The 22,221-nt window shown below is 50.4% G+C and carries 16 protein-coding genes, 2 pseudogenes and 1 riboswitch; of the genes and pseudogenes, 3 read left to right on the top strand and 15 right to left on the bottom strand.

The genetic code is table 11. From position 1 onward, the window contains the following. Positions 1 to 188 precede the first annotated feature (188 nt). The 7 genes from thrS to metA form a co-directional block, all read right to left on the bottom strand. The gene (thrS, locus tag M3650_RS05325; RefSeq protein WP_251573016.1) at positions 189 to 2,153 is read right to left on the bottom strand and encodes a threonine--tRNA ligase; all 1,965 of its coding nucleotides are present in this window, start codon (positions 2,151 to 2,153) and stop codon (positions 189 to 191) included. 533 nt (positions 2,154 to 2,686) lie between these two features. Next, positions 2,687 to 3,607 (bottom strand): putative sporulation protein YtxC, encoded by a 921-nt coding sequence (gene ytxC / locus M3650_RS05330; RefSeq protein WP_019421796.1) that lies wholly within the window; start codon positions 3,605 to 3,607, stop codon positions 2,687 to 2,689. A gap of 308 nt (positions 3,608 to 3,915) precedes the next feature. Next, positions 3,916 to 7,026, bottom strand: a complete 3,111-nt coding sequence (locus M3650_RS05335; RefSeq protein ID WP_251573019.1) for a collagenase — start codon at positions 7,024 to 7,026, stop codon at positions 3,916 to 3,918. A 705-nt stretch (positions 7,027 to 7,731) separates the two neighbouring features. Continuing rightward, complete coding sequence (gene mqnC, locus M3650_RS05340; protein ID WP_251573021.1) at positions 7,732 to 8,871, bottom strand: cyclic dehypoxanthinyl futalosine synthase; 1,140 nt, start codon at positions 8,869 to 8,871, stop codon at positions 7,732 to 7,734. A gap of 275 nt (positions 8,872 to 9,146) precedes the next feature. Then, positions 9,147 to 10,349, bottom strand: coding sequence for a trans-sulfuration enzyme family protein (locus M3650_RS05345; protein ID WP_019421793.1), 1,203 nt, complete (start codon positions 10,347 to 10,349; stop codon positions 9,147 to 9,149). 8 nt (positions 10,350 to 10,357) lie between these two features. Continuing rightward, the gene (locus M3650_RS05350; RefSeq protein ID WP_251573023.1) at positions 10,358 to 11,539 is read right to left on the bottom strand and encodes an aminotransferase class I/II-fold pyridoxal phosphate-dependent enzyme; all 1,182 of its coding nucleotides are present in this window, start codon (positions 11,537 to 11,539) and stop codon (positions 10,358 to 10,360) included. Next, positions 11,539 to 12,480, bottom strand: coding sequence for a homoserine O-acetyltransferase MetA (gene metA, locus M3650_RS05355; RefSeq protein ID WP_019421791.1), 942 nt, complete (start codon positions 12,478 to 12,480; stop codon positions 11,539 to 11,541). The genes M3650_RS05350 and metA overlap by 1 nt, the downstream gene beginning before the upstream one ends. A gap of 147 nt (positions 12,481 to 12,627) precedes the next feature. Continuing rightward, a riboswitch (SAM riboswitch) is annotated at positions 12,628 to 12,782 on the bottom strand. A gap of 524 nt (positions 12,783 to 13,306) precedes the next feature. Here metA and corA point away from each other — a divergent pair. After that, positions 13,307 to 14,242 (top strand): magnesium/cobalt transporter CorA, encoded by a 936-nt coding sequence (gene corA, locus M3650_RS05360; protein ID WP_233698322.1) that lies wholly within the window; start codon positions 13,307 to 13,309, stop codon positions 14,240 to 14,242. A gap of 65 nt (positions 14,243 to 14,307) precedes the next feature. Here corA and M3650_RS05365 read toward each other — a convergent pair whose 3' ends face one another. Beyond that, the gene (locus M3650_RS05365) at positions 14,308 to 15,366 is read right to left on the bottom strand and encodes an HRDC domain-containing protein (RefSeq protein ID WP_251573025.1); all 1,059 of its coding nucleotides are present in this window, start codon (positions 15,364 to 15,366) and stop codon (positions 14,308 to 14,310) included. 259 nt (positions 15,367 to 15,625) lie between these two features. Between M3650_RS05365 and M3650_RS05370 the strand changes: the two genes are divergently transcribed. Then, positions 15,626 to 15,922, top strand: coding sequence for a DUF3055 domain-containing protein (locus M3650_RS05370; RefSeq protein ID WP_233698320.1), 297 nt, complete (start codon positions 15,626 to 15,628; stop codon positions 15,920 to 15,922). Between the two features lie 150 nt (positions 15,923 to 16,072). On the opposite strand, the gene M3650_RS05375 is transcribed toward M3650_RS05370, so the two are convergent. Further along, entirely contained in the window at positions 16,073 to 16,213 is a 141-nt protein-coding gene (locus M3650_RS05375; protein ID WP_251573027.1) for a hypothetical protein, read from the bottom strand. Positions 16,214 to 16,383: 170 nt separating this feature from the next. Here M3650_RS05375 and M3650_RS05380 point away from each other — a divergent pair, with 170 nt between their 5' ends. After that, positions 16,384 to 16,536: a hypothetical protein gene (locus M3650_RS05380; RefSeq protein ID WP_251573029.1), complete on the top strand. Its 153-nt coding sequence runs from the start codon at positions 16,384 to 16,386 to the stop codon at positions 16,534 to 16,536. A 155-nt stretch (positions 16,537 to 16,691) separates the two neighbouring features. On the opposite strand, the gene M3650_RS05385 is transcribed toward M3650_RS05380, so the two are convergent. The 6 genes and pseudogenes from M3650_RS05385 to M3650_RS05410 form a co-directional block, all read right to left on the bottom strand. Beyond that, complete coding sequence (locus tag M3650_RS05385; protein WP_019421785.1) at positions 16,692 to 17,597, bottom strand: 5'-3' exonuclease; 906 nt, start codon at positions 17,595 to 17,597, stop codon at positions 16,692 to 16,694. Positions 17,598 to 17,683: 86 nt separating this feature from the next. Continuing rightward, positions 17,684 to 17,968: pseudogene (locus M3650_RS05390) on the bottom strand (ArsC/Spx/MgsR family protein); the annotation flags it as partial. 15 nt (positions 17,969 to 17,983) lie between these two features. After that, positions 17,984 to 18,193, bottom strand: a pseudogene (locus M3650_RS05395) (hypothetical protein); the annotation flags it as partial. 167 nt (positions 18,194 to 18,360) lie between these two features. Then, positions 18,361 to 19,884 carry a hypothetical protein gene (locus M3650_RS05400; RefSeq protein WP_251573031.1) on the bottom strand — a complete coding sequence of 508 codons (1,524 nt, stop codon included), beginning with the start codon at positions 19,882 to 19,884 and terminating at the stop codon, positions 18,361 to 18,363. Further along, positions 19,884 to 21,299, bottom strand: a complete 1,416-nt coding sequence (locus M3650_RS05405) for an ATP-binding cassette domain-containing protein (RefSeq protein ID WP_251573033.1) — start codon at positions 21,297 to 21,299, stop codon at positions 19,884 to 19,886. Before M3650_RS05405 ends, M3650_RS05400 begins: the two co-directional genes overlap by 1 nt. 69 nt (positions 21,300 to 21,368) lie before the next feature. Next, a complete protein-coding gene (locus tag M3650_RS05410) occupies positions 21,369 to 22,151 on the bottom strand; it encodes a thioesterase II family protein (protein WP_251573035.1) in 783 nt (260 codons plus the stop codon). Between the last annotated feature and the right edge of the window lie 70 nt (positions 22,152 to 22,221).

Consider the following 22,221-nt stretch of genomic DNA (forward strand, 5'->3'; position numbering starts at 1 on the left):
GCATTCCAGCGCTCGGCAGGCTATTGCGCCGACTTGATAGCCTCCAGCCCGCCGCGTATGGCGAAGCCTGCCTCTATCGAAGGCTTGTCGCGCCCTCGTAGCGGCAGCCGAACGAGAGGATAAACAAAGACGCCCGTCAGCGACAGGCGTCTTCCTTCATTTTCATTTCATTTTGTTACAGCAGCATATTATTGTTCTTTCGGCGCTGCTTCCGCCACATGACGGGTGCGGATTTCCTCTTGCAGCATCGCGATCACTTCCGCGAGCGGCTTCATGCCGAGGTCGCCCTCTCCCCGTTTGCGGACAGATGCGGCGCCGTCATTCTTCTCGTTCTCACCCACAACGAGCATGTATGGCATTTTCTCAAGCTGCGCTTCGCGAATTTTGTAGCCGAGCTTCTCGTTGCGCAGGTCCGCTTCCGCGCGGATGCCTGCATCGAGCAGCGTTTCCGTAACTTCCTTCGCATACGCTTCATAAGTCGGCGATACCGGAATTACCTTCGCATGTACCGGAGACAGCCAGAGCGGCAGCGCGCCGGCAAAGTTCTCAAGCAAGAACGCAGTCATACGCTCCATCGTGCTAATAATACCACGGTGAATAACGACCGGACGGTGCTTCTGCCCGTCTTCGCCTACATACTCCAGCTCGAAGCGCTCAGGAAGCAGGAAGTCAAGCTGCGCTGTCGACAACGTCTCTTCCTTGCCGAGCGCGGTCTTGATTTGCACATCCACCTTAGGGCCGTAGAACGCCGCTTCTCCCTCTTCTTCGAAGAACGGCAAGCCAAGCTCTTCCACGACTTCACGCAGCATGCGCTGCGACATTTCCCACATCGCATCATCCGGAAAATATTTCTCAGTATCTTGCGGATCGCGATAAGACAAACGGAACCGGTATTCCTTAATGCCGAAGTCCTCATATACGCGGCGAATCAAGTTAATAACGCGGGCGAACTCTTCTTTGATCTGATCGGGACGACAGAAGATGTGCGCGTCGTTCAGCGTCATAGCCCGAACGCGGTGCAAGCCTGTCAGCGCCCCTGACATTTCGTAGCGATGCATGGTGCCCAGCTCTGCGATACGAATCGGCAGTTCGCGATAGCTGCGCATATCGCTCTTATACACCATCATGTGGTGCGGACAGTTCATCGGACGGAGCACGAGCTCTTCATTGTCGAGTGCCATTACAGGGAACATGTCCTCTTGGTAATGATCCCAGTGCCCCGACGTCTTATACAGATCGACATTTGCCAATACTGGCGTGTAGACGTGGCTGTAGCCGAGGCGTTCTTCCAGATCCACGATATAACGTTCCATTGTCCGGCGCAGCGTTGCGCCGTTAGGCAGCCAGAGCGGCAAGCCTTGTCCGACTTCACGGGAGAACGTAAAGATTTTCAATTCCTTCCCAAGCTTACGGTGGTCGCGCTTCTTGGCTTCTTCCAGATAATGCAGGTATTCATCAAGCTGCGCCTTCTTCACGAAAGCCGTACCGTAAATGCGCTGCAGCATCTTGTTGTCGGAGTTGCCGCGCCAGTATGCGCCCGCCAAGCTCAGCAGCTTGAACACTTTAATCTTGCCAGTGGAAGGCAAGTGCGGCCCACGGCATAGATCGAAAAATTCGCCTTGATCATAAATCGTAATGACCGAATCTTCCGGCAAGTCAGAAATAAGGTCCACTTTCAATTCATCGCCGATCTCATTGTAGATGCGGAGCGCTTCTTCACGTGATACGACACGACGGCGAATCGGCAAATTTTCCGATACGATCCGTTCCATTTCTTTTTCAATCTTAGGCAAATCCTCAGGTGTAAGCGATATATCCATATCGATGTCGTAATAGAAGCCATCCTCGATGACCGGACCAATTCCGAGCTTGACGTTCGCATCTTTATATAAACGCTTGATCGCTTGCGCCATCAAGTGAGCCGTACTATGACGCATCACTTCCAGACCGTCGGCAGAATCTGCCGTCACGATTTCGACCTTTGCATCCTGTTCAATCGGCGTATATAAATCGACCACTTTCCCATCGATTTTCCCAGCCAATGCATTTTTCTTCAGGCCGCTGCTGATTGAGCCGGCCACATCTTCAATTGTGCTCCCCTGCTCATACTCGCGTACGGCGCCATCCGGCAATGTTACGTTAACCATAGACATGTGCTGTTCCTCCTTGTTTGTCGATAGAAGTGTGTGTTCAACCTCTATAAAAATAAAAAAACACCCATCCCTATAAAAGGGACGAGCGTTCATAATCATAGCAACTCGTGGTTCCACCCTCATTCGACTGCCTTGCTGCTGCCGCACACGATTCAACATCTGCATGTCGACAGGGCTAGAGCAATCCTTGAGCATTCGGTAACGGGAATGACACGTCGAATGATACTATCTCTGGTCTCCGTACAGCAAGGTACAGAACGGCCAAGGAGTTCCCATTCAATGCTCCAAAGGGGTAAATGTACGGCGTACTCCGAAGAGACTTGCAGCCTCGGTCTCTCTCTCTGCGCGGTTCCTTCCGTCATTCATATCTTCGTCATCGCATGACGTTATGCAACTGTTATTTCAATATGGCATATTATATGCGATCTTTCACTGGTGGTCAAGAGTCAATGTAGTCAAATAAAAAAGGCGGTTACCGCTGCTTCGGACATTTGTCCGAACCAGACGGAAATCACCTTCTGCATGAGACGGATTCAAGTGTAGCTGTCCTGCGTTTGCAACGGTTCGCTTGCAAGCGGTTGGCAAGAACTGCAGTAAATGCATACCTGCACACGTGACTCAAAGATCTGCTGAATGGTCTTAATTACTTGGGAATCCGGTTCTTGCGTATGAATAATAATATTTTGCGGAGACACGTTAATGAGTGTGCTTACGATCATATCTTCCATTTCCATATCGTAATCCAACATTTCTACAATCATGCCGTCAACAACGTGGTTTGGCTCCAGCGGCTGCATCTGCTCATTGAGAAGCGTAAACTCATGTCCACCCTTATGCATCAAATGAGCAAGCGGTATTTTCGTCTCTTGAATGAACACGAAATATTTCAACAATCCGATAAACTCTTGATACTGGCGTTCAAGCACATATTCGTCAATCGCGTAATCAACGACTTCGCGCAATTCGTTCATATACTTCACTAAGCGGAACCGGATAAACCCCTCCAGGTTCAATTCCGTATGCTCCTCTAAATAACGGCGCAGTACGCGCATCACTTTGCCTTTGCGGCGGCGGCGCGCCTCCGTAGCCCCGATTTCGTCCACCCCATTAAGCAACTGCAGGCAATATTCCTCTATTTTGCTTTGTTCGCCCTCGTCATAGTGAGATTCTTTTGTAATAAAGGAACGAATGAGCGATTTTTCCTTCATGGACAAAATATATTCGGCAAGTGCCCGTGCGGCTTTATTCCACACGTCTTGTCCTTGTCTGGCAAGCTGAAATCCGGGCATGAGACCGCGGCAAGTAATCAAAGCCATCTGTTCGGTGATCGATTGATCGAACTCCACGCCATTCGGCTGTTTATGTAAATCGCTCAGCTCTTGCTGCAGTAAGCCCGTCAAAGCTGCCATGTCGTCCTGCGATGCATGTGGTAACGATATCGTGAACAGTTCCATGAACTCACTCCTTTCTGTTCCTTATTCAGTATATGGGGGCACAGAAACAGATATACGAAGAGGGTTCTGGAAATACAGGGATGAATATTTCAGACAATCATGTTAGAGCCCTTTGCATCAATCCCCCTTCGAGTCAGGTCAGAAGCGCGTCATTTATTCATTAAGGCCGTTCGACATTCGTCAGGCCGTTCTTGCTTAATTGTCTTTTGATTAGTGAACTTTTTCACTAAGTGATAGACACGCCTCTCTCCCAATCATAAAAAACCTCCCGCCCACGGTTGGACCGCGGTACGGGAGGCTGACTCTTGTTAACGGATTTGCAAAGTGTAATGAACATCCTCATCGGCATACTTGTACACAAGCACATAGTATCGGCCCGGTTCCGCTTCATAACCGGCGCTCATCCGCTTGTCATCCAATTCGATCGGATATGAGACCGGATGGTCTGTATCGCCTTCCCGGAACAGCATCCAGTTGACGCTTTCGCCAAGCCGCTTCTCCAGCTCAATGCGAAGCGCCGACGGCTTATCCACGTCCACCACAAACATATCCTTATCGTCATCCCCTTCAAGGGCTCCGATGACCGTCCGGCCCGTTGGAATTGGCCCGTTAGCCGTATCAGGCGAATCGTTCGGCTCTGACTCTTCGAACAGAGGATTCTCCGGTTCCGGTTGCTGCTCAGGCAGCGTTCCCGGCTGGACGAGCATGCGGTATGGCTGCTCTCCCAGCGCCGTTGCATATACATACACGTAATAGGTGCCCGGCAGGGCCGCAACAGAACCGGCCACACTCGCGTCGGCCACGCGGCTCGGGTAAGCGGCATAGTTGGTCAAGTCAGACTCGTGGTAGAGCACCCAAGCCGCCCCTTGCGCCTGTGCGGTCTCCAACTCTAACATCCAATCTCCCGCCTTCTCGACATCAAAGCGGAAGATATCGACCCGATCCGTGTCTTCAAGCTTGCCGGATACGGATTGGCCCGCAATCAAGCGGATGGCCTGTTCCCAGGTATCGTTCGGCTCCCGTTCTACGTTCGGTTGTCCATTACCGTCATGGCCGCCGTTCGGGTCCCCCCCGTCGCCGCCGTTACCGTCTCCATCCGGGTTCTCTACGCTATCCCTGTCGGCAGGCAGCTTGCCGTGGAACACGAGATCGTAGACGAATCGCCCTTCCCCGTCCATACGGTAATTCGTAAAATAAGCAGTCACAGTCTTATACCCGTCCCACGAACGAGCCGTTAGTTCTTTCAGGAATTCGTCGGCAAGACCGTTCATCGTCTGCCAATCCTGCGTTTCCCCTGCCGCAGCCCCGCCGATGTACGTGCCGCGAAGCTCGAACGTCTGGAAGAAACGGGACTCCCGTTCCTGCGTGCTCACGTTGCTCAATCCCGCCATGGACGCAATCTCTCCGTAAATGTCACGCATCGGCTTAGGCTCAGGTGTCCGCATATAATCGTCGGATACGAGCGGCACCGTCAACCTGTCATACTGGGCAACCTGCTCCTCGATGGAGCGCTGGTACAATTGATTCAATCCCGCATCGCCGCTCATTGCCGCAAGATGCCCTTCATAGGACCCCGCATCATTGAACTGGATGGCATCGTGAATCCGGTCAAGCGCCGCAAAGTTGTGCCGGTACAGATGGTCGTACAAGGCAAACGAATAATCGTAAAACTTCCACGTGCCGTACTGCGCATTCACCGTATCCGACACGGAGAAACGCTGCTCCGGTCCGTCGTGCCTCAGATTGCCCACGACCGACTTGCGGGGCTGAATCCCTTCCGTCCGCGTAGCGCCGGCGAAGAATTCGGCTCCGCCTTCGTCGAACCACTGCATGCGCCCCCCGTCATAGAGTGGTCCCCGGCCCCACATGCCCGGCACCACGTACCGCCCCTGCAGGTAATGGGTAAATTCGTGCCGGAACAGTTCCTCCAGACTGTAAATGCTCTGCTCGATCGTCCGGTCATATGTGAAGAACGTCCCGTCGCCTTCGATGTAGATGCCGCCATTTTCAGTCTCGTATCCGTATAAATAGCGGTTCATCCGGTACTCATCCGGATTGTTGTAAATGACAACTGTCAGCACGTCGTCCGCATTGCCCGGCTCCAGCGCCTTATCGCTGCCGATGACGCGGTGGAATTGGGCTTGAACTTCTTTCGCGGCCCAATACAAACGCTGAATCTGCTCCTCGCTCAACTTGTTGCCCGTCTGGAATATGAATCGGCCATCATCGAACTCGGTCCGCTGCGGGAGATAGCGCTCTTTCCCCTGCTGCTTCAACGCGGTCATATCTACCAGGCTTCCGTTGGCATCCATCCCTGCGTAGCGTTGCGCAATTTGGTCGGCCGCCACGAAATATACCTCGCTAAGCGCCGGCTCCGTCTGCATAATCTCCGTCAGCACCCGGTTCGCCTGCAGCGGATCGCTGTAAAAATGCCCGAGCGAACCCGTATAGTATATCGCGTTGTTCATCAGCCACAGCTTGTCCGCCGATCTCGGCCCCTCCTTCACCATCCGGAACAACTGCTCCAGATAAGCGTCGATGCCCCCTTTGAACGCAGCTTCCTGGACAGGGTCGTCCATACGCCACATGAGCACATAGCCGACTCCTTGAATGAGGCTGTAGAATGCCTCTCCCACCGAAGGATCGCCGTCGTACGCATCCGTCTGGTCGACGAACGTTGCCAGGACGCCCGCCAAGCGGTTAACGATATCCCGTTCGACCGTAGTGTTGGATATCAGCTTGCCCGTCGCTCCGATGACCTCGTTCTGCACCGGCGTTCCCCAAGCAAAAGCCGGATTTTCCGTAATTGCCTTTACAGCGGGCAGTACTTTTTCCCGGTACGCTGCCTCATTGATATGTCCGAGTTTCTCGTTATAATACCCCAAATAGTAACCGGAACGGAGCACCTCCACCAACGTAGGAATGCCTTGATCGTCCTCCGCCGTGAACCGTCTGCCACTCTCCTCCAATCGGTCCACGATGGCCTGAAAGCGGTCCTCGTCCGCATAAAACCGGCGGGTATCCTCGTTATATTTGAACAGCTCGGGAATCGTCCGCCATTCGATGCCCGCGAGCAGATCCGTAAGTTCTTCATTCGACAACGAGCTCAAATGCGCCATGCTGTACGTCGACTGGACATCCTGCCTCGCTTCGCTCTTAAGCGCCTGAGCCTGCTTCGGTTCCTCCATTCCAGCCTCTGCCGAATCTGCGGAAGGCAACTCCCCTACGGCTCCTAGCGGCGAGCCTAACCGCTCGTCTTCCGTCATTGACCATAGGCTGCCGCTCCCCGATTGGATAAATCCGTGCGGCTCTTCCGCCGTACCGACAGGCTTGGCCGCGGCGAAGCCTGCTGGGCTTCCCGCAGCTACGGTTACCGCCAGCAAAGCGGCGGCCAGTCTCGTCCATACTTTCTGTTTCATGTGTACAACAACCCCCTTGTGTCTGTTCATTCACGTTTTCTATTTGTGAACGACAAACCTAAATATCGGAGGAAATCGGGAGTTTGGACATAAAACTAAATTCCTGTTTTTCTCAGCAGATAGGACTTTCGTTGCGACAAAACGTTCCTGTAACCGGGACGTGAAAAGGCAAAAAGGCAGCTGACTCCCCGTCGACCGCCTTGATGCATGTTTTCACCTTTCGGGTAATAACACTATTATTTACGCTTCGAATATGGGACTTGGAGTTCCATCCGGTAAGAACTTCCGATGTTGTCGAATTTTGCGAGCTAAACCAAACGAATCTAATCGATTGAACTTAGTCTATTTTCGGATCTCTACCTTTTACAAGTCAAAGTCGGCGCACTTCCATTGGAAAATGTACAGTCATTTCGTCCATTTCAACCGCGATTCGTCCATTCCATTGGAAAACATCCAGTCAAATCAGGGTATTTTCTTGCCTTTAAGCCATTTGGATAGGACTCTATTGGAGTATTTCCAATGACACCCCACACTTGAGCTCCTAATTATCGTAACCATTGGACAAAATACAATGGATCACAATGGAAACCTCTCATCGTCCAACAAAAAAAGGCGCTGCCCTCCTCCCTTTCAAAGCAAGAGGCTCGGGCAACGCCAGCATGATGATGATGGCCCACTATGTGTTATGAGTTCTTCTGCACTACACTAATTCTGCATTATAAAATCACGCTCTACGCGCATATTTTCATCATCAAACACTTGTAGGATGTTGTACTTCGTATCCCGCTGCGCCGGAACCTTGCCGGCCTCGCGAATGAGACGAAGCGTGCTCTCGATGTTCACTTTGTGCGTCGCTCCAGCGGCGGAGACGACGTTCTCCTCGATCATCGTGCTGCCGAAATCGTTGCAGCCGTAGCTTAACGTCAACTTCCCGATTTCCGGCCCCATCGTTACCCAAGAGGCTTGGAAATTCGGAATGTTGTCCAAGAAAATTCGGCTGATAGCCAATGTCTTCAAATATTCCTCCGGACTGACGCGCTCCGCCTTCATGTTCGTATTGTCTGGCTGGAATGTCCATGGAATGAAGGCAAGGAACCCTTTAGAAGAATATCCATGCGCCAGGCATTCATCCTGTGCTGTGCGAACACGCTCCATATGAAGCGCACGCTCTTCCAGCAGCTCGCCGAAGCCGATGACCATCGTCGCCGTCGTGTTCATGCCGACCTTATGCGCAGTTTGCATAACGTCCATCCAATCCCGCCATGAGCCTTTAAGCCGGCTTATTTTACGGCGCGTGCGATCATCCAATATTTCCGCACCGCCGCCAGGCAAGGAGTCCAGACCTGCTTCATGAATTTCACGTACGACTTGCTCCAACGACAATCCGTCAGATACTTCCTGCATTTTCAAGATCTCAGCTGGCGAAAAAGAGTGCATCGTAATGCTTGGGAAACGTTCTTTAATCGCGCGCAGCAAATCTGTATAATAGCTGAAGGGCAGCTCGGGATTCGTTCCACCCTGCATCAATATTTCCGTACCACCAACGTCGATCGTTTCCTGAATCTTCTGAAAAATGACTTCATCCGGAAGGACATAGCCTTCCTTCGATCCGGGTGCGCGGTAGAACGCGCAGAACCGACAATACGTATCGCAAATGTTCGTGTAGTTGACATTTCGACCAATCACGAAGGTGGAAATGGGCTCGGGATGCCACTTCTGCATCTTCTGATTGGCGACGGCTCCAAGCTTTTCTATCTGGTCGGTTTCGAACAAAGTAACGCATTCGTCCGTGTCAATTCGTTCGCCGCGCAGCGCTTTGTCCAGTATGCGGTCAATCGGTGACATCGTACAGTCACTTCCTCTCAAAAATAAGTTGCATAAGTTGCATGCTCATGCGAAAAACGTATCTAGGCGCAGCCACAGCCACAAATGATATATGAACGTGCGCGATATGGCTCATCCGTACGTGACATGATATTTCCTAGTTCATGTCAACAACTGCAATAATGGTAACATAGTTTGCCCGTAAAAAACAGCACCTCCCGGTACAGGCTGAACCGATGATTTGTCCGGTACGATACCTGTAACGAGAGGAATAAAGCAACTTCACTACTTCTATTTTATGACAAAGATAATGCTTGATCCAAGTCCTCCAGCAAATCATCAATGTGCTCCAGACCTACGGAGAAACGGAGCAATCCATCCGTAATGCCTCGTTCCATCCGCACTTCCTTCGGCATGGCCGCATGAGACATCATCGCCGGATAGGATAGAATGCTCTCGACAGCCCCCAGGCTGACGGCGACCAGCGGCAGCTTCACTTGGTTCAGCACCTGCTTCGCACGTTCGCCGGAACCGACATCGAAGGATACGACTGCACCATAGCCTTGCGATTGCTTCTCATGCACCTCGCGGCCTGGATGATTCAGCAGCCCGGGATAGTAGACGCGGGCAATATCCGTTCTCTCGTGAAGCCACTCGGCAAGACGCCGCGCGCTCTGCTCGCTCTGCTTCATGCGCGCTTCCAGCGTCTTCATCCCGCGCATCAACAGCCAACTGTCCTGAACGCCCAATACGGTGCCGAGACCGTTCTGCATCTGCTTGACGCGGTGTCCAAGGCTCTCGTCCGCCGTTACCGTCAGCCCGGCCAGCACGTCGCTATGACCGCCGAGGAACTTCGTCGCGCTATGCAGTACAATGTCAACGCCAAGCTCGATGGGCCGTTGATGGTAAGGCGTCATAAACGTATTATCGAGCAATGTGATGAGACCGTGTTCCTTCGCCCATGCCGCCACCTCAGCAATGTCCGTAATTTTGAGCGTCGGGTTGGACGGTGTTTCCATGTATACGGCCTTCGTGTTCGGGCGAAGGGCTGCTTTCACCTGTTCGATATCCGTCATATCGACGAAGGTCGATTCAATGTGCAAGCGGGTCAGGATAGACGTCAACAAACGGTACGTTCCCCCATAGACATCCTCTGTTACAATGACGTGATCGCCCGCCGACAGGAGCAGGAATGCAGACGAAATTGCAGCCATGCCGGATGCGAATGCGTATCCGTTGCTTCCGCCTTCCAACAAAGCGATATAATTCTCCAGCGCCTGTCGCGTCGGATTGCCGGAACGGGAATAGTCATATTCAGGCGGCTCGTAAATATCGTGATGATGGAACGTTGTCGCCTGGTATATCGGAACGCTGGACGCCCCCGTATTACTGTCGATCTCACCGCCAAAGTGGATAAGCTTCGTCGCAAAGCGGCGCTCGCCTTTTTGGGGATGGTTGCTTCCCAGTTCGTCATCGTGTCCCTTATGTTGCTCGCTCATTTTTTTCGTCACCCCTCTATTTCGGCTTTTGCCGCAGCAATCGCTTGGTCCAAATCCGCAATGAGGTCTTCCGTATGCTCGATACCGACCGAGAAGCGTAACAGACGGTCGTCAACGCCGATCCGCTCCCGAATTTCCTGCGGAATGTCTGCATGCGTCTGTATGGCCGGATATGTCATCAGCGATTCGACACCACCCAAGCTTTCCGCAAATGCAATCAGCTTCAGATGTCTCAGAATCGGCTCAACATACCGCGCATCCTTCAAGCGGAACGAGAAGATGCCCGTGTTGCCCGCCGACTGCCGCTTCTGAATATCATGGCCTGGATGATGCGGAAGCGCCGGATAGTACACTGCTTCAATGGCCGGATGCTCCAGCAGCCAGTTCGCAATGATCGTCGCGTTAGTCTGATGCCGCTCCATTCGGAGGGCGAGTGTCTTCATGCCGCGCATCAGTTGGTACGAATCCGACGGACTGAGTACGGCGCCGATTGAATTATGCAGAAATCCGATTTCGTCGGACAATTCCTTGCCCTTTGTCACGATAAGGCCAGCCAGCACATCGTTATGTCCACCCAAATACTTCGTCGCACTGTGGACGACGATATCCGCTCCAAGCTCAATTGGGCGCTGGAAGAACGGCGTAAGGAGCGTATTGTCGACGATAGTCAACATGCCGTGTGCCTTAGCCCAAGCCGCAACCCGTTCGATGTCCGTTATCATCATGAGTGGATTGGTCGGCGTCTCGATGATGACCGCCTTCGTCTCCGGCTTGCGCGCCGACTCGAGCGCATCCATATCGTTCGTATCAACATAGGCCGCCGACACGCCGAAGCGGGACATGATCTGTTCAAGCAAGCGGTATGTCCCGCCGTACAAGTCCAACGACACGATCAGATGATCCCCTTGACTGAACAGCGCGAATACGGTCTGCAATGCTGCCATCCCCGAGCTGCACGCGAAGCCTGCATCTCCGCCTTCCAAGACGGCCGCCGCGTCTTCCAGCACTTGCCGGGTCGGGTTCTTCGTACGTATATAATCAAATCCGGTGCTCTGCCCGAGCCGTGGATGGCGATACGCGGTTGCTTGAAAGATTGGATACGTTACGGCGCCTGTCTTCGGCTCATGCACCGACCCGATCTGTGCGAGCCGGCTTTCGATGCGGTAATTGTCTGAGTTCTGTGCAGCCATTATAATTGCGCCCCTTCCTTATGCGATACGGCTCTGCCTAATTCATACGGCGTCTCTTGATATACATAGTAGTTCAGCCAGTTGGAAAAGAGCAGATTGGCATGCGCACGCCAAGTCGAGTACGGCTTTTTGGACGGATCGTTATTTGGAAAATAATTAGCGGGGATGTCCATATCCATCCCTTTCGCGATATCCCGATCATATTCCCATTTCAATGTACAGGGATCGTATTCAGAGTGCCCGGTCACGAAGATTTGCTTGCCATCCTCAGTCGCAACCAGATAGACTCCCGCTTCTTCTGATTCCGCTAATATATTCAAGGCGGCAACTTGCTCGATATCCTCGCGTCTCACTTCCGTATGGCGGGATTGTGGAACAAGGAACATTTCGTCGAAGCCGCGTGTCAGACTTACATTTTCCTTCGTTAACGTATGGGGAAATACCCCAAATATTTTGTTGTCTAGTGAATATTTACGAATGCCGTAATGATAATACAGACCTGCCTGGGACGCCCAACATATATGAAAGGTCGAGGTCACATTTTCCTTGGACCATTTCATGATGAGGCACAGCTCCTGCCAATAGTTCACGTCCTCGAAATCCATCTGCTCCACGGGAGCCCCTGTAATAATCATGCCGTCAAACTGCTGATTCTCAATTTCTTCAAACGTTTTATAAAAGGACGACAAATGTTCCGCCGAAGTATTTTTCGAGGTATGGCTCGCTGGATGGAGCAATGTCACATCTACCTGAAGCGGCGTATTGCCAACTAAGCGAAGCAGTTGGGTTTCCGTCGTCTCTTTCGTCGGCATCAAGTTCAGAATTACAATTCGAAGCGGACGAATATCTTGGTGATACGCACGTGTTTCGTCCATAACGAATATGTTCTCCTGAGACAGTATTTCTTTGGCCGGCAAGTGATCCGGAATTTTAATCGGCATGACGCTCTCCTCCTTCATATTGGTTCCATACATGCAGCACTGGCAAACGTATGTAGCAAGTGGATACGGCGCTCCTGTCCTTTTTCATATACAAAAAAGACCTTTCCCGGCAATTCGAGAAAGGTCATGCATTACGTTCTCATGCCTCTCTCATCTGTCAGCAACGATTGGATCGCTGCTGCAAGAATTAGCACCGTACGTACATAACTGCAAGATTCTTGGAACAAGAATCTGCCATGTCATGGCTAACGCCGGTTGCCGGGTTTCATCGGGCTTGTCCCTCCACCTGCTCTTGATAAGATTGCTATCGTTCGTTATTCATTTGTTTGCCATTTGCCAAATAGGACTTGGTAATAACTTATAGCAAAGACCAGCCTCTCGTCAAGAGGCAATTCACCATCTCTTATGAAATGCATATGTTAAATCAATGACAAACTTCATACTTTCACACATTTTCTCGGTTTCAACTAAATTCTGTAATTCATTTTTTCTTGAAAGGTGAAAGTACGAGCGTTATACTTAACAAGTGCGTGACCGCACTACCTGATTTATAACGAATAAGTTGAGGTGAATTTCGGATGGATGGCGACCCGAGGCCGTGCCACGGTACGAACGGACAACCGAATATGACGATTCGACAGGAACCGATGTCGCCCAAGACCGTTGCTGTCTGTTGTTCGTGCCCATAAGTTGAACAGCATTCAACTGCCTTGACGTATGTCTATGCACCGAATGACGGACGAAGTCATGAGCATCTCCCTGCTTGAATCGTCAATAATAGACGACGCAGCCCGCCAACAGTTGGCGGTGCGAAGGAGTGAGTGCAATGAAAATCCGTCTTGTAAACGATGGGGTATTTACACCTGTGGAAGACATCAATGTCGCATTGACGACGCCTGAACAAGGCTTTTACTGGATCGATGCCGATATTGATGATTTGCTCGTGCTCCAGCCTCTATTCTCCATGCATGATCTGGCCGTAGAGGACTGTATGAGCGAAGAAGAGCAACGCCCGAAGATTGAAATCTATGAAGGCCATTACTTTATCGTGTTTAACAGCATCCGATTTGATGATGAGGAAATATTTTTACGTTCGCTGAACATATTTCTAGGCAAGCACTTTATAATTACAGTAACCAATCAGAAAATAAATGAGCTGCGCATGGTAAAGCCGGTCCTGTGGGAACAGGAAGTCAGTGCGGCAGACCGCATGTTATATCACTTAATTGACATGGTCGTTGACAACTATTTCACGGTAGCCGATCGAATTGAAGCGAAGATCGACAATCTGGAAGAAGAGCTCATTGTCAGCGCCAAGAAGACCCATCTAAATGAAATCATTAGCTTGCGAAGCGAAATACTCTGGCTCAAAAAAGGATTGGCTCCGCAAAAAGAAGTGCTGCTCGTCCTTTACCGTAAAGAACTGCGGCTAATCGACGATGATTTACAAAAATACTTCCGTGACATCTATGAGAATGCTGTCAAGGTGTCCGAAACGTTTGAAACGTTCCGCGATCTGATGGGAAACTTGCGAGAGTCCTACCAGCTCAGCATTGCGAATCGCGCGAACGACATTATGAGAGTGTTCACCGCCATCACGACCATATTCATGCCGCTTACTTTGATTACAGGCATCTATGGAATGAACTTCGACTATATCCCGTTCATGGATTGGGATTTTGGTTCTTTCTATACGATGGGCTTCATGTTCATACTCGGCGCATTCATGTTCTATTTATTTCGGAAAAAAGATTGGATCTGACAAAAGCGACCATACGATTGCCCGTGTTCCTGACTCGATCAAGGACACGGGCATTATATTTTTTCTTAGCTCACCTGCCGATCGGCAGGGGCATGCTTCTGACGGCGATGCAGAAGACGCAGAAGACGAATCCGCTCATAGTTAGCCTGCACCGATGCGGTGGCTTGCTCTAAGGCCGCTTCACCGAACGCTTTTATATAAACCGGCTTTAAGTATTCGTCCCCCAGCTCCACAAAAGCCATATCAATCGCCTGCCTTTCTTCCCTTGGCATTGAAGCTAACTCGGCCTCCACAAGCGTCTCTACTTGGTATCCTTCCCGTTCCAGCGTTTCAATTCGCATAATGAGCTCACGCCGATCAATGCGAAGAAGTTCCATCAGTTGCAACAGGGTCTGCCCTTGCTGTATCCCCTCCAAAAGCTTTCTGCGCTCGGTCAGCTTCGTTAATTCATCCCTTTGCTTTGCTTCCCATTCCGAATAGATCCACTGTGCGAATTGCTGCTCGGTGATAGCCGCTTGCACCCACTCTAATGGGAAGGTCGTGCTCCGTTCATGCTGCTTCGTTATTTCGACGATATCGTCCCCGAACGATTGTATTTTGATTTCACCAAATCCCGGAAGCTGCTTCAATTCCTCCAGTGTATGCGGCAAAAATGCGCTTACGAGTCGAAGCATACGGTTCGTCGCCACCCAATACGGGGCACGCTTCAAGCGGCTTGCCAGCTCTCGTCGCCACTTGGTCAACTGCTCGTACACTTCCTCCTTCGCGTATAATTGGGCATAGCAATTCACCCATTCCTGCCGCTCCTTCATCCGGCGTTCATGAATGTCGGTGTCCGGGACAAATCCCAGCACCATACGGTAGCCCGAGCTGAGCAGCTGAGCCAAGCCCCCGCGCAGCGCAGCACGCATCTCGGCCCAGATGGATCCTTCGAACCACACCTCAGATGCTCCGCCGTCCACTTCCCACAACACGATCCATTCTCCTTCCTCTTCTCCAACCGTGACGAGACCTTGCTGAGATCTGATCGCATCAGCCTCTTTTTTAGCCTTGCTCTTCGCCTTTCGTCCGTCTGTGCTTGTGCCCTCCTGACAATCGAACCTTGCCGTCCAGACTACTTGCATGTGTGTCGATCCCTCCTTTATTGTAAAGTGCATTATATCCATTCATAATGTGGAACATAAAAAAAGAAAGCACCCCTTCAAAATGCGGCTATACGCATTTCAAAGAGGTGCTTCCCCGTCCTAGTTATGAATTTACCTAAATTATACCACATAGACATGCGAGGTTGCAATTCTTACTTTTAGTGCAGTTCAGCTCTTTTAGAAGTTGCCGCTGTTGCGTTATAATGGGAATGTTACCCACACAAGGAGGTTCGTCAAGATGAGTATGAACGACATAGACTTTTTATCAGACGGTACGGAGGAGACATCCACGCGCTTCGTTACGTTTATCGGTCCGAGCATGCATCGCTTCGATCTGGCTGTTACGACGACGAACCGCTTTTATGGCAAAAAGCTGGTGACTGATTTGCAGAGCGGTCTAACCGCCATTATGGGACAAGACGATTTAGAAGAAGAAGGTTATTTGGAATCGTTCTATCGCTTGGGCAATGAAGAAGCGGAAGACTTACGCCATTTTCTGTCCATGGTCATTGGCGCTGTTCACTTTACGGACTAAGGACCAAGACCAGATTGATGAAGCCTCAATCAGGCTTTTTACACCCGTTAATGGGAATGAACGCTGCCTCGGCAGGATGCGGATGGAGAACGATACAACCACGATATCTGTTCTCCTGCTTGCTCCCATATATCACATTGTGCAGTTATTTCACTTCAACAACGCTCCCTTCTTGTGGATAATACCACGGAGAAGCACGATGAGCGCTTTTTCGAGCCGGTAGGTTATTCCGTTCGGGCAGTGGCGAGCTCTGACTGGCGGTGATTCGCTGCATCCGCCTCTTTGCTCCATTCTCCCCTTCCATCAGAAGGCGACACGTCCAATGGCGACTCTGGTTTACTTCCATCATTATCGGCCCCTTCATGCCATGGATCCGAACGGCATATGCTAACCTCGACATTATCTCTCCTGACGGTATGGGAGAATGGATCTAAGGACCATTGTACGGGAGGCCCGACAACATGGTTTCGCTCAAAGGGAAGGAAGCTGCCATTCTGAATGAAGGGGAGAGTGAGGCAATGGATGCCGAACAGGCATACCTTTTTCGGAAAAGGGAACTGACGAATCCAAGGATCTTCTATCGAGGCCTTTCGAAGACGAGCGAGTACGTTTAGAGGTAGGCTTTATCCCCATAAGGTATGTCTGGTTTCTCTTGAAAAAAAACGGCGATGCAGGCTGGTCCGTGTCACATCATGACAGAACAAGCAAGCTTCACCGTTTTGTTGCCGCTGATATGCGACACTTATGGTTGTGCTATTATTCGAATGAATCAAATTCCGACTAATTTCGCTATGCTGGACATTTCGAGCCGCTCGAATACGGCATGCACCGCATTCCGTTCCGGCGCGAACAGACAGCGTTCGGTATCGCACACGACCGGAGCATCACACTCAATCCGCGCCAATTGGCGCGATAAATGAAGCATGTCCATATCCGCCTCAATCTTCGTGCGCACGCCTTTGGCTAGCGCCGGCAGATTGTCGAGGATTCCCTCGATGGAAGCATACTCCTGGATGAGCTTGTGCGCGGTCTTCTCGCCGATGCCACGGACACCTGGATAATTGTCGGATGTGTCCCCCATAAGACCCTTCAAATCAATAATTTGCTCTGGCGTCAGCTGCTTCTCTTCCATTAGAGTGATCGGACTGTATACCGCATAGTTACCGTGCCCTTTTTTCATTATAATAACCGTTGTGCGTTCATGGACAAGCTGGAGCATGTCATGATCGCCTGTTAGAATATTGACTTCCATCTCTTTTCGGTAGAGACGTGCTAGCGTTCCGATGCAATCATCCGCTTCATATCCTTCCGCCGAAATGTTCGGAATGCCGAAGCTATCCATCACATCGCGAATGAGCTGGAATTGCGGAATCAGATCCTCCGGACACTCCGCACGATTCGCTTTGTACTGGTCATATTGCTCAGCTCGGAACGTCTTGCTGCTCAAATCCCAACAGCAAGCGATATGGGTCGGTTCGAAGGTCTGCACCGCATCCCAAAAATAGCGCATAAATCCGTATACCGCATTGGTCGGAGTCCCGTCCTTCATCCGGCGAATGGAGCCGCCATATGCCGTCGCATAATATGCGCGGAATAGCAATGCCATCCCGTCGACTAACAGAATACGCGGCAGTTGAGATGTCTCTATATGTTCTTCCAGTTGTTCTTCCAGCATGAGTGTTAACTCCTTTCGCAATACAATGCCTACCAGTATACCATATATTGCGGTTCATCGCGGTTAGCTGATTCTACCATACCTGCTCAATGCTTGGAGGCAATAGTCCACGTATTCTCGAACATCTCTTCACGAAAGCCTACTGTCGCCCGCTTGCCGTCGGTCACGATCGGACGCTTAATTAATTTTCCGTTCGAAGACAGCAACTCCAACTGCTCGTCTTCGCTCATTTGCGGCAATTTATCTTTCAATTGCATCGATTTATATACTTCACCGGACGTATTGAACCACTTCTTCAATTCCAGTCCGCTCATTTCTACAAGCTTCTTGTGCCCGGCTGCGGTTGGCGTTTGTTCGATCAGCGGAATTAGTTATCTTGAATGTGATGGGATGATCGGCAGGTCATAGAAGTTCCAACGTTTATATTTGGCATCGTACACTTGCGGCTCAGCTAGTCAGAGAAGATGTCCGATCGCTCACGTGATAATATACTGCTCCCCTTCAACATGGGTTTGATGCTTCCGTCCCTTCGGTTCAATGACAGAAGCAATGTTGCGGCCCATATCTGGTTTCTCTGCCACGACAAGCGTCTTCATCCTTTCATCTCTTTCTTTGCACAACAGAAGAAGCCGCGCATTCGACATCGAGCGCAGCTTCTTGCAAAATGACCTATTCCTTACTATTATCTACAACGTCCATTAAGGCAATAGAGGTTGACTAATATGGATATTATTTGACATATTGTGAACAGCCTATCTCACCATCATTTGCCCCGTAGCAGCAATTTCCATAAACGAGCACTGCCCAGAACATAAGTGAAGGCCATCATCATAATAAGTACGGCAACGAGCAGAAGCGTAGCCCATATCGGAAGGTCTGCTCCACCAGTAACCGAGCCGATGAGCCAGTAGAGCAGCGCCGTACCGATGCCTGCCCATGAACCCACACCGCTTGGCAGTTGCTCACTGATTTCAGAGGAAGTCTCCTTCTCGTCTCTCTTATCGAATTCTCCCGGATTAACGCCTACTGCGGCTACTCCAATCAAGATAACTATCATGCCGATTCCAAGCAGTCCACCGATCAGGGCCGCACTAAGCTGTTGCCCTAATGACAATCCACTAAATAAGGCAAACACCCAAGTACTAAGCAAGCTGATGAGACCTAGCGGTATAGCCGACAGCATCTTGCCAATTAGCAAATGCCTTGGGTGTGTCCCAGAAATAATATAAAAAGCGATATTGCGCCCTTCCCCGACAAACATCGCAGCAAGAACCTCACCGTAGCTTAACAGAGCAACCAGCAAGCCTGCCGCCAGAACCATCATCATACGCAAGGATTCATCTTGTGCAGCGATCATCGGTCCAACGAAGAATGCGGCGACCAAGCCTGCAACAAGAAACAACAAGCGCACATACGTAATGCGATTGCGTCTTAGCTGTAGCCATTCCTTCGCTTGAATAGCACCAATTGGACCGGACATCAACGCAGGCCATCTGGATTGGGAAGACGCCTTCCTTCCGGTATCGAATCGCTTGGCCGCTTCTCTCCAGCCGTCCCGATACAATCGGCCAACTCGCAGCGGGGCAAGCCATAGACTGAGTGCCATCCCAACGCCTGGAAGCATCAGTATGCCCGCAATCAAGTAGATCCAAGCGAGATTTTCTTGCAACAACAGACCAATAATTTCAAAGGGAATTCCACTCATCAAAATGTACGCCACATAAATAATTAACGCTATGAATATTCCTGGTACTATAATGCGGGTTGCCCCTAAAATCCCAGGAGCCACTCGAACTAAGATAATCAGCAGCAGCAAACCTGACAGGTCGCCAATCAATCCAGCTAATATACTGATTAGAAACATTAGCGGCGCTGCCCAAATGACAATATCATTCGGCAATAGATTACTTAATACGATTGATGTTAACAGAGATGTAAATACCTTAGGGGGAAGCTCTGCAATTACGGAAGCAAGCATCATGTGTGCGGGAGGACATGCTGATATATGTACGAACTGTAAGAATCGGTCTGAATATAACTGACCTTCCTGCTTACCGAATACTTCAAGAATACTAACTAACACGGACAATAATAAAATGAAAGACACCACGAGACTGAAGCTGTATTGGGGTGCATCACGAAACAAAATAACGATCCATGTGACGACTCCTAGCTGAGCTAGTTTTAACCAGAGACCGGCCTTCCATTTATTGAACCTCCAGGATTGGTTCCATTTTTCCTGCAAGATGGCCCGGACTAGCGCACGTGTTGTATACAAACTCAGCATTACGTCACCTCCACACTCGGCACATTACCAGTTAAGTGAAGGAAGAGCTGTTCCAGATTCGCCCCCGGCATCCCCAGCTGCGCACGAAGCTCATCTATCGTACCTAATGCTTGCAACTGACCACGCTCAATGATAGCAACCTGATCAGCCAACTCCTCTGCCAACGCAAGAATATGTGTCGTAATGAATACGGCTGTTCCCTGATTCGCTGCAGCTACGATTAGGTCCTTGACTTCACGGGCTGCACGAGGGTCGAGACCATTCGTTACTTCGTCAAGCAGTAATACTTTAGGACGATGAATCAGCCCGGCTGCTATCGCCATCTTACGCTTCATCCCGAGGGAGAAGCCGCGAATCAGATGGTCGCCCCACTGCTCCAGCTTGAGCGCCTGTAACAGCTCTTCCGTACGTTCCCTAGTTTCCTGCTCCGGAATATGATATAGACCAGCAACAAGCCACAGGAATTCACGTGCTGTCAGCCCCTCCCGCAGCAGCGGGTTGTCAGGTACATAACCAATCAGCTTTCGCGCGGATAAGCCCTCTTGGAACAGATCCTTGCCGCATATCGTAATCTCACCTGCCGTTGGATCAAGCAAGCCTATCAACATCTTAATTGTAGTGGTCTTGCCAGCTCCGTTGCTGCCGAGAAATGCTAGAATTTCACCTGGCTCAACGGTCAAATCAATCCCTTTTACCGCTTCAAAATTCCCGTATGATTTGCGCAAGCCCGTAATCTTGATCGCCTTGCCCTCTCTTGTTCCGGCAAAGCTCACCCGTTTAGGAAGAATTGCTTCTACAGGAGCTGCTGAATCAGGTGTTGGATTATTCAAAATCTCACTGGCGGCTGCAATATCCGAGAAGGACTGTTTCACATCGTCACTGGCTTCGTCACTGAAGTATTCAGATAACTTATCAAGATACATCGCGGGTTCATCTACGCTGAATATGAGCTGAGTGAAGTTAATTACTTCTTTGCTCGGCCATGACAGAGGGGTTTCCTTCGTTTGTTTCATCGTTATTACGATCATTTCCATGGTATCTGCTACAAGGTAGAGGGTCTGATTGGCAAGCGAATACTTCTGATCATATTGGGGCAACGACAGATCTTGTGGCAAAGGCCCTGTGTAACGCTCCACATGGGCAATCTCGTTGTAAGGAATATGCAGGTGGAAACCAAAATACTTGAAATCAAGCCCCTCCGCGCTGATGGAGTGAGCTTCCTTCATCACGACCAGCAAGCTGCGAGTGCCACCGAACAGCATAGGTATACCGATGACGAGGACAATCCAATTCCACGGCGATGCCAAGAAGATAGCCGCGACAATGACCGCAACAAGTCCCAGCAGCATGCCAACAGATAAGCCAATCAAATTGTACATCAGTGTAATGGACTTTTTTCGGAATGTAAAGTTCACCTATCAAACCTCCAACGCCAATCTGTTAAATACAGGAACTATTATAGCACAATTTTAGTAAATTGTATCTTACTGTAATCTACCCCAAATTGATAATTGAGTAAGCAATTCCAATTCCTTTTTTACTCTTGCAAGCAGTTCTTCTTGATGGCTTTGCAAGAAAAAATGTCCTCCAGACAGCATTTCGCATGTAAAACGAAAGTCCGTAAATCGCTTCCATTCACGCAAATTGTCCTCAGGCACCATATGATCATCATGTCCACCCCAGGCAACTATCGGACAAGTCACTTTTCCACCTTTGTAGGTATATGTTTCGGACAATTGAAAATCTGCACGCAATATCGGTGAAAACAAATCCATCAGTTCATCATTCGCCAGCACTTCATCTGGCGTTCCGCCATATGTTCTCAGTCCAGCGCGAAATTCTGCCTCAGGCAGATGGTAAATCGGCTCCAGCTCTCGATCCGCATCAGGAGCATTGCGTCCTCCTACCATCAGCAGAATCGGGCGTCGCCCGAATTGCTCCGCACAATATAGCGCAAGCTCAAAGGCGATAATAGCCCCCATACTGTGGCCATAGAAGAGAAAAGGCTTGTCCAGATGAGGACGAATCGCCTGTGCTGCCGCTTCAACCATCGCCCCTATATCTGTATATGCAGCCTCCCCTATCCAAGTTCCTCGGCCAGGATATTGAATCAAGCATACTTCAAGATGATCGGGCAGTTCCTTGTGCCATGTGCGGAACACCGATGCAGAGCCTCCCGCATAAGGGAAGCAGAACAAACGGAAGGTGGCATTAGGATTAGGTTTCGGACAAACGATCCACCGATTGTTCACTGTAACTGTACTCATGTCAACCACTCCTTCTTTGTAGTAGTCAGCATAGAGGGGGAGAACATCGTATTCTGCCCCCTCTGCTGAA

This window comes from Paenibacillus sp. MER TA 81-3, from assembly GCF_023713585.1.
In the GTDB taxonomy this organism is placed as follows: domain Bacteria; phylum Bacillota; class Bacilli; order Paenibacillales; family Paenibacillaceae; genus Paenibacillus_B; species Paenibacillus_B profundus.